The 9,171-nt window shown below is 32.9% G+C and carries 5 protein-coding genes; all 5 read right to left on the reverse strand.

Features of this window, described 5'->3' with window-relative positions:
* Window positions 1-235: 235 nt before the first annotated feature.
* The 5 genes from V5787_RS10775 to V5787_RS10795 all read right to left on the reverse strand — a co-directional run bounded on the left by V5787_RS10775 (window position 236) and on the right by V5787_RS10795 (window position 8,920).
* Window positions 236-1,666: a rubredoxin gene (locus V5787_RS10775; RefSeq protein WP_336893226.1), complete on the reverse strand. Its 1,431-nt coding sequence runs from the start codon at window positions 1,664-1,666 to the stop codon at window positions 236-238.
* A 20-nt stretch (window positions 1,667-1,686) separates the two neighbouring features.
* Entirely contained in the window at window positions 1,687-5,217 is a 3,531-nt protein-coding gene (locus V5787_RS10780) for a molybdopterin-dependent oxidoreductase (RefSeq protein WP_336893227.1), read from the reverse strand.
* A 202-nt stretch (window positions 5,218-5,419) separates the two neighbouring features.
* Entirely contained in the window at window positions 5,420-6,079 is a 660-nt protein-coding gene (locus tag V5787_RS10785; protein WP_336893228.1) for a response regulator transcription factor, read from the reverse strand.
* A gap of 511 nt (window positions 6,080-6,590) precedes the next feature.
* Window positions 6,591-7,904 (reverse strand): 4Fe-4S binding protein, encoded by a 1,314-nt coding sequence (locus V5787_RS10790; protein WP_336893229.1) that lies wholly within the window; start codon window positions 7,902-7,904, stop codon window positions 6,591-6,593.
* A gap of 107 nt (window positions 7,905-8,011) precedes the next feature.
* Window positions 8,012-8,920, reverse strand: coding sequence for a CbiX/SirB N-terminal domain-containing protein (locus V5787_RS10795; protein WP_336893230.1), 909 nt, complete (start codon window positions 8,918-8,920; stop codon window positions 8,012-8,014).
* Between the last annotated feature and the right edge of the window lie 251 nt (window positions 8,921-9,171).

A 9,171-nucleotide genomic window follows, 5' to 3' on the forward strand; every position in this document is an offset into this window, starting at 1 on the left:
CCTCGATTTATCATTTTTATGGCATCCCTTCGTATAATTTCTCTTTCTTGATCGGACACGCTTCGTAAGTCTGTTTTTTCCATCAATAAAGATACAAAAAAATATATTAATTAAAGAACTATTGGTTCTGAGTTAATATGATGGCTGATTATTTACTTCAGCATAAAACACCTGTCAAAAAAAGATATTCTCCTTTGGAAATAATTACAAAGGAGAATATGGAATGGTAGTGTAGCTAGACTAAAGTTCTTTCAAAACGACTTTTATCAGCCTCGCAAACGTTACAGGTGTAAGTTGTGGGTAGGTCGTCAAAATTGGTGTTAGGAGGGATGTTTGCAGTAGTATCTCCGTAGGTGCTGTCATAGATTGTTAAGCAATCAGAACATTGGTGTACTTCCGTATTTTTTAAAACTTCTTTGTTGATGTTTTTTTCTATTTTGTCCTTTGGTACGTCTCCAAGTTGATTGAAATACATTTTACTCAATTCCATTAACAATCCTGGTAGCTCTATCTTGTCAATATCCTGTGCATATACAATATAATTTTGCGTATTTGGATCAAAGTTTTTAGAGTAAAGAACGTTAAATGTTGGTCTCACTTGAAAATTTTTAACGATATCAGGTGTTTTGTTTTTTTCGACCATCGCTGTTGTAAAATAAGCCTTATTGTCTCTGTAATTGCTTATACCAAAAGTCATTCCATAGGTGCTAATATCGTTCTGATCAAAGCTTTTTACAATAAACTCTTTAAGACTTAAAGCATCGTTGTCTGCAAGCGGAATGTGCCAGTTCATTTCTAAGGAAGAATGTCTTACATTAATCCCTCGTTTTCCTAGGAATTTTTCAAGTGTTAACTTGTCTTCTTGATAAATTCCTTTGACTATGAAAGACTTCCATGAAGTAATACAGATTTTCCCGACTTTATGATCCAAACAAAAATCTGAAAAATCTTTTAAGAAATTTAAATCGTATTTGTTGTTTCTCCAGTACAAACCAAGCCAATATCTGTTGATACCCATTTTATTCATTCCTTCATAATAAGGGAAAGGCTCAAAAGGTATATATAGCTCTTTTTCTATAGTTCTGTTATTGGTTTCAAGGTTTGCATTCACCAAGTCAAATAATTCTTGTATATCATCGGCATCTGAATAAATATCTTCAATCTCTTTAGAAATTTTATGTATGTCAAATGTAAAGATTAGGACAGGGTAATATACCGATTCCTCCCAGTGTGGTAATTTTAAATTTAAATACCAATAATCTTCATGTTCAGAAGCTATAAAGTTTAGCTCTCCGCTAAACAAAGGAACCAATTGTTGCTTAGGATCTGTTATGTTTATTTTTAATTTAGGACTGTGTCTGAAATTTTCTAATATATATAAATATTTAGCACCATTTAGCCAAGGTGTATTTTTGAAAATATCAGATGACACGTAAGAACAGACGATGTTCTGGGAAGAAGAATCAGAAGCCGTTCCCATAGTAAGATCTGAGTATTGTTCTAGGATTTCTTTGTCTGATTCTTTTATAGGAAAGTTAATGTCTTGGCGTGAACCAAAAGATAGTTCGGTTAAGTCCAAAGCTTCTGCAAGTTCAATTACTCTTTTCAATTCACTTGGTGATAAAACTCCTCCCTTTATGAAAATGCGTTGTAATCCGTTTGTCATGATTCTTTTTTTTAGTTGACTTAAGCCAATTGTGTTTTTTTGTGTTCTATTAAAATATCTCTTACTTCTGGTTTACAGCTTCCACAACCTAAACCAGCACCAGTAGATTTACATAAATCAGTAAATTTTGTACAGCCTTTGTCAATAGCATCCTTAAGATTCCCTTCTCCTACCTGACTACAAGAACAAATTAATCTACCTAAAACAGGAACTGCAGTGTTTTGCCCTCTTAAAAGTTCTTCTCTTTTATCTGATAATTCAGTTTTATCTTCAATTAAGCTTTTGAATTCGGCAAATTCGCTTTTGTCTCCCATCATCACAGCACCTACTAGTCTGTCATCTTTTACGATACAGCGTTTGTAGAAACGTTTGCTAACATCCATCAACAGAATTTCTTGATAAGAAGTATCACTTTCAGGATATTCAATATTTCCAATACTGCAAAGATCTAAATCTTCAAATTTTAAAATATTCATAAGAACAGAACCTTTGTAGATGCTATTCAAATCACCTAATATATATTTGGCAGCAATATCTGCCTGTTGTTCTGCCGCAGAAGTAATTCCGAATAAAAAATTATTGAATTGTGCAATTTCTCCCATGGCAAAAATTGCAGGGTCGCTTGTTTGTAAATATTGATTGACAACAACACCTCTTTGGGTCTGTAGCTTACATGAGCGAGCAAGTTCTATATTTGGAATGGTTCCAATAGCATAAACAATTGCGTTTGCTGTAATGGTTTTTCCTGTTTTAAGATTGATAGAAAGTGAATTGATTTCATTATCTTCAAAAACAGTATTTACTTCATTATCGAAATATATTTGAATTCCTCTTTCTTGTACATCTTGTGCCAAGAGTCCACTGGCAACTCGATCCAATTGACGTTCCATTAATCTAGACGCACGTTGAACGATGGTAATATTTACACTGCGTTTATTAAGAGCTGCAGCAAGTTCTAAGCCTAGCAGACCTCCACCAACAATTACAACATGTTGTTCGTTTAATGGCAATCCCGTTTGGTCTAAATAATTTTTAAGACCATCAGCATCAGCTTTATTTCTCATGGTAAATCGCCCGGGTAAATCTAGTTGAGCGTCTTGAGGAATAAAGGCTCTACTTCCTGTTGCCAAAACAAGTAAATCGTAAGAATGTATGTTGCCGTGATTGTCTGTTATTAATTTGTTTTCTTTATCAATTGAATTAATAGAAGTGCTAGCGTGCATTTTTATATTCAATTTTTCAAGTTCTCCTTTTTTAATTTTTTGAAGTTCTTCCCAAGTCATCTCCTCACTTACATACTCTGGCAAAAGTACTCTGTTGTAAAAAGGAGTAGATTCTAAAGAGAATACTTCTAAATCGTCTATTTCATTGTTCTCTCTGTATGTTTGAACAAATCTATATGCAGCGGCACCTCCACCAACAATGCATATTTTTTCTTTTTCTTTTGTGTATTTTACAACTTCAACGGCACAGTATTTAAAATCTGGTTGTTTTGAGTCCGGATCGATTAAATTATTTGTTAAGTTATTGGCTCTGCCATGAGGACTATCTAATATTTTCCCAAAATGCATTGGCATAAATACAACACCTGAATGGATGTCAAAATTAATTTGTACGGTAACTCTAACTTCTCCTCTTGGATTTTTGACTACGACAATATCGCCTTCCTTAAGGTTTCTTTTATGCGCATCCACACCATTTATTTCAAGATATGGTTTTTCAATATGGGAAAGTAAACGTTGAACTTTTCCAGTTTTTGTTCGAGTATGCCATTGATCTCTTATTCTACCAGTATTTAAAATAAGAGGGAATTTTGAAGATGTTTTTTCTGATTTGTTTTCGGTATTAACGGGTACGTTAAATGAGGCTTTACCAGTTGCGGTATCAAATTTATGATCTGTATATAGTCGTGGTGTGCCATTGTGTTTTGAATATGGAACAGGCCATTGCATAGATCCTTCGTTTATCAATCGAGTATGAGATAGACCTGAAACATCAATATTGGTTCCTTTAGTAAGTAAACAGTGTTCGTCATAGACTTCACTTACATTTTTGTAATTAAAACCTCGAAAACCCATCTTTTGTGCAAATTTCCAGAGTATTTCAGCATCTGGTAATGCCTCTCCAGGGGCGTCAATTCCTTTTGGTAAGTAACTAATTCGTCTTTCTGAATTAGTCATCGTTCCTTCTTTTTCTAACCAGCCAGCTGCGGGTAGTAGTAAATCTGCAAACTCTGCAGTTTCAGAATTATGTGAGATGTCTTGGACAACAACGAAATTTGCTTTTTTCAAAGCACGTTCAATCTTGTTAGAATCTGGTAGACTCACTACGGGGTTTGTACAAATAATCCATATTGCCTTTAGTTTTCCGCTATCTAAAGCGTCAAACATTTCGGTAGCAGTTAAGCCTGGTTTGTCTGATACTGGTCCTGAGCCCCAAAATTCTGCAACTTCCTGTCTGTCTTTCGGGTCTGCTAAGTTTTTGTGAGCTGCCAACATGTTTGCCATTCCTCCTACTTCTCTTCCTCCCATTGCATTAGGTTGACCAGTTAAGGAAAAAGGTCCTGATCCAGGTTTGCCTATATGTCCAGTAAGAAGTGATATGTTTAACAAAGAAACATTTTTGTCAACTCCAATAACGCTTTGATTTAATCCCATGGTCCACATAGAAATAAAATTTTTTGCTTTTCCAATGTATTGAGTAGCTAATTTTAGATCTGACAGTGAAATTCCACAGATTTTAGCAGCATCAGCCAAAGAGGTTTCGGAAACAGCTTTTTTAAGAGCCTCGTAATTGTCAGTGTGTTCTCTTATGAATTTTGAATCAATTCTTTTTTTGTCGATTAATCTTTTTGCAATTGCATTATTTAATACAACATCTGTTCCTGGTAAAATTTGTAAATGCAAATCTGCAATTGCACAAGTTTGTGTTTTACGAGGGTCCACAACAATAATCTTTGTGTTTGGATTTTTTTCTTTATGTTTTTCTAATCTCCTAAACAGAATTGGGTGACACCAAGCAGGGTTTGCACCTGAGATAAGGAAAGTGTCGGCCAATTCAATATCATCATAAGCAATAGGGACATTGTCGTCACCTAAAGTTTTTTTATAACCTACAACTGCAGAGCTCATACATAAACGCGAATTTGTGTCTATGTTATTTGTGCCAATAAAACCTTTGGTTAGTTTGTTGGCTAAATAATATTCTTCTGTTAAACATTGACCGGAAATATAAAATGCAACACTATCTGGTCCGTGTTTTTTTATGATACTTTTAAAAACAGCAGCTGCTCTATCTAGAGCAGTATCCCAAGTAACTTTTTTCATAGGATGGTTTTTACTCCATCTCATTTCTGGGTGTAATATTCTGTCAGATATATCTTGTGCTACATAATGTAGGTTCATTCCTTTTGAACAAAGCATACCCTTGTTTGTTGGATGCTCTGGGTCTCCTTTTACATTTAAAGTACCATCGTGATTTTTATCTACAATAATTCCACAGCCTACTCCACAATAAGAACAGGTAGTTTTATAGGATTTTGATATTGACATAAATATGTTTTTTCTCCATTTAGAACATCTACAAATGTAGATGTTGCAATTGTAAACAATTGCATTAGGTTTCGATAATTATTTAACTAGGGCAAAGTTACGATATTACGTAGTGGTACGTAGCATGCTACGTAATTTTTACGTAAATCTGAATACCTGACTAATTCCTTGTTAGTATTATGACGAAAAACAGGGTTTGTTGTTAAAATCCTAATTCTCGAGCTTTTGAAGATAGCTCTATTAAGTTTTTTACGTTTAATTTCTTCATCAGATTAAACCTATGAGTTTCAATAGTGCGTTTGCTTTTTCCTAAACTATTAGATATCTCAGTATTTGTTTTTCCAGATAAGATGAACTGTAGGATTTCAACTTCTTTTTTTGTTAATCCATGTGTACTTGATATTATTGGAGTCTTTTTAGGTGTGCTATTTGAGTTTTGAAGGTAATTGGATACGATTACATTAGAAATGTCGCCGCTAAAATATTTACCTCCTCTAAAAATGATATTGATAGCCTTAATAAATTCAAGTTTTCCTGTGTCTTTTAGCAGATAGCCACTGGCTCCAGCTTTGATTGATTTAAGGATGTACTCATCGGAATCGTGCATAGATAGTACGATTGATTTAGTGTTAGGAGAGTAAAGATGTAAATTCCCAACAGCTTCAATTCCATCCATGATTGGCATTCTAACATCTATAATTAGAAGATCTGGTTTTAGTTCTTTTGCAAATTCCAGAGCCTCTTGTCCATTGGATGCTTCTCCAATTACTTCAAGTGATTCTTCTTCTTCCAATAAAGATTTTATTCCATTTCTTACTAATAGATGGTCGTCTGCTAAAAGGATTTTAATTGTTTTATTCACTGTTGTTAAATTTTATTTCTATCACAAAGATAAGGGAACTTCTTAGTCTTTTATATGATAATACGTATAAATTTAAGTAGTTGTATTGTCTTGATATAGTTATGATGATTATCTGATATTGTCTTAGGTCTTGTTTTGCTGCTGTTTCTGTGGTCTGTTGTATTGTGTTTTGGTTTTACAAGCTAAATTTATAAGTGATTTTAGTGATAAAGATTACTTTTTTTAAGTCTTCCAATGTGCTTTTTGGCAGGTTAAATATGCTTGCTGTCGCAGAAAACTACGTAAAAACACTTAGTTTTGTTGCTTTTGTTTTTCCTGAGAGTTAGTTCAATTAAAAGTAAAAAAAAGAACAGCATTAAGTCTTATGAAATTGAATTTGGTTAGTTTTATAAATCATTTTGCATTCATTATTGTTTTGCTGTATTGTTCCCAAAAGAAAACTAAAAAATTGTTTATCCAGCTATAAAAGTACATCTTTAGGACGCGATTGATAAATAATGTAAAACCCCATTTATATTGAATTTCGTTTTTTTATTTTAGTCTTGTAGCTCATTAAGTCTGAAATACCGTCAAGTAATGAACCCGTAGGGCAGAGGAGTCTACACCAAATCATTGGATATATCATTGTTATTAAAATTGTAATTAGTGAAACAATAAACCAAACACCTATAGTGCTCCATCCAAATAAGTCTGGAAACAATTCAAAATTACTCCAGTTTCTCATGCCCAGTAGAACACCCGTAAGTAAAACAATTGTAATTGTAGCTCTTATTCGTTTTATCCATTTATTAGATATGAAAAAATTTCGTCTTGTTTTCTTTGGGTTTATACGCATTATTAATCTTTGTACGTTTCCAAACGGACAGACATATTTACAGTATGTATTCTTACCCCATATAGCTCCTAGTAAAACAAAAAGGGAATACAATCCTACAAAAGAAGAAATGGAGGTGCCTACAAATGGATGAATAAATGAGATGTATGTAAAAGAATTGTTGAGAAAAAAACCGATGTATAAAACAGACAACAAGCTCAAAATTACAATAGTTTTTTTTGATTTCTTAATTTTCTTTTGAAAAGCAAAAAGAAACATAAAAAAAATGACTGTAATATGCCATATCCAAGTACTATTTAGAATGGCTTCTAAACTAAATAAATTAACTTCATCAACATCAGTATAATTAGAAATAGGATATGGAATTCCTTGTTTGATCAATTGAGAAACGGTATTTGCAATGGCTTCTGATGTTAGAGTTGCGCCAGTTATAGCATCAATTTGTTGTTCTCCATTTGTGATTGTAATTTTCTTAAACTGCTCATAAAACCCTGCTTTTTTAATGTCAGATAAATAGCTTTGGGTTTCTTTAGATGAAATATGTTCCACTTGTTTTAAAAAACCATTTTCGTCTATAATAATGCCAACATTTATTTCGCCTGCGTATCCTCTAATATTTTTAACAATGTCTGTGCTCTCTAGATAAATTGATTTATTCCCATTAATTGTCACATAATACATATCTAATGAAGGGTGTATTTGCGCAATTTCATTTTTATTAGAAAATCTAATAGCATGCTCTAAAATTTTTGCTGCTAACTCTTTTGATAATCCTGGGCTGTTTTGTGCACTAGCAATAAAACCCCAGTTTAAACGAGGTTTTTTCTTGTCAAGAATTAACCCAAAGCCAAAGATATTACCTTCTTCAAAAGTGATGGTGTTAAAAGAAGTCTGACTACTTTTTTTATCAACTCCGTCACTCCCTACCATTACGGGTTTAGAAAATTTGGTTTCGATAGTTTCAATACTGATTACTTCTAATGTTTGCAATAAGGGACCATTAATCCAAAAGTAAAGGAAGGTTATTGAAACAAATAAAGTCGCAATAATATTCCTTGATTCTTGTTTTAAAAAAAGGAAACTAGAATTCATTTGTCTTATAAACTTTCAGCAATTTTATTAGAGATATCTATAACCCATTTATTCAAATTAGCATCGGGTAAAATAGCATCTTGGATATATAGTACATTTCCTGAAACCTGATCAACTGCTTTTTGAATGATTTTTTCTTGGAAATATGGGTCGTTTCCAACTAAAATAGGAATAACAATAACGTTATCCTCTAGTTCCATCAATTGTTCAATTCCTTCAACTGTTGGGTCAATAGAGTATCCAACCAGATGGCCGCACCAAGAATAAGCAATACTCTCATGGCCCGTTTTTATTTTAAGATATTTTCCGATGTCATCAACCATTTCTTCCCATTGTTGGTTGTATTGTGCATCTCCATAGGCAACTAATAGTACTCCTTCGTTTTCTGCATCTTTACTTAATGCCTTTACTCTTCTTTCGACATTCTTTTTTAAGATGGTAGAATAATCTAATGGTGGAGTAATTATTACTCTAGCTTTTGCTTTGTACACTTCAATTTTTTCTTTACCTATCATATAATCCTTTGATTTTGGGTCTGAACTAACTCCTAATATTACAGGAATATCATGACTGTAGTGAGAACTTACAGTTAAGAAAATTGGTACAACTATAACTTCATCAAAACCTTCGGCATCAAATTCTTTCATCCGTGTTGCAATGGATGGTTCTGTATATTCCATGAAAGCGGTTGTTACTTTGTCAATTTTTGGATTAGATAATATTTCTTCTTTTACTTGATCTTCTACATCTAGTAACATATTCCTCCAAGATTTAGCAACCGAACCATGATTTACTAATAGGACTCCGATTTTTTTTTCTTCTTTCTCTGATGATTTTTTTTCTTTAGAAGAGGTGCCACAAGAGAATAACATCAATGAGAATACTATGATGAGCACATTATTAAGTTTCTTCATATTAAGTTTTTAGGATTGAAAATATTTTACAAATATATTAATATAATTTAGACTTAATAACGATAAGTATTAAATTTACAGTGTATACACATGCTTTTATTTGAAGGATCAAGACCGTTGCAAGGTACATGACAAAAACAAATATCCAAACTTAGGGTGTAAATCATTGTCTGTTAGCTTATTAAGATGTATATTCAAGCCATGAAACTACAAATAACACCTACTTTTGCAGATAGCATTTGTGATTTACG

This window comes from Flavicella sp. (assembly GCF_037132785.1).
Lineage (GTDB): Bacteria > Bacteroidota > Bacteroidia > Flavobacteriales > Flavobacteriaceae > Flavicella.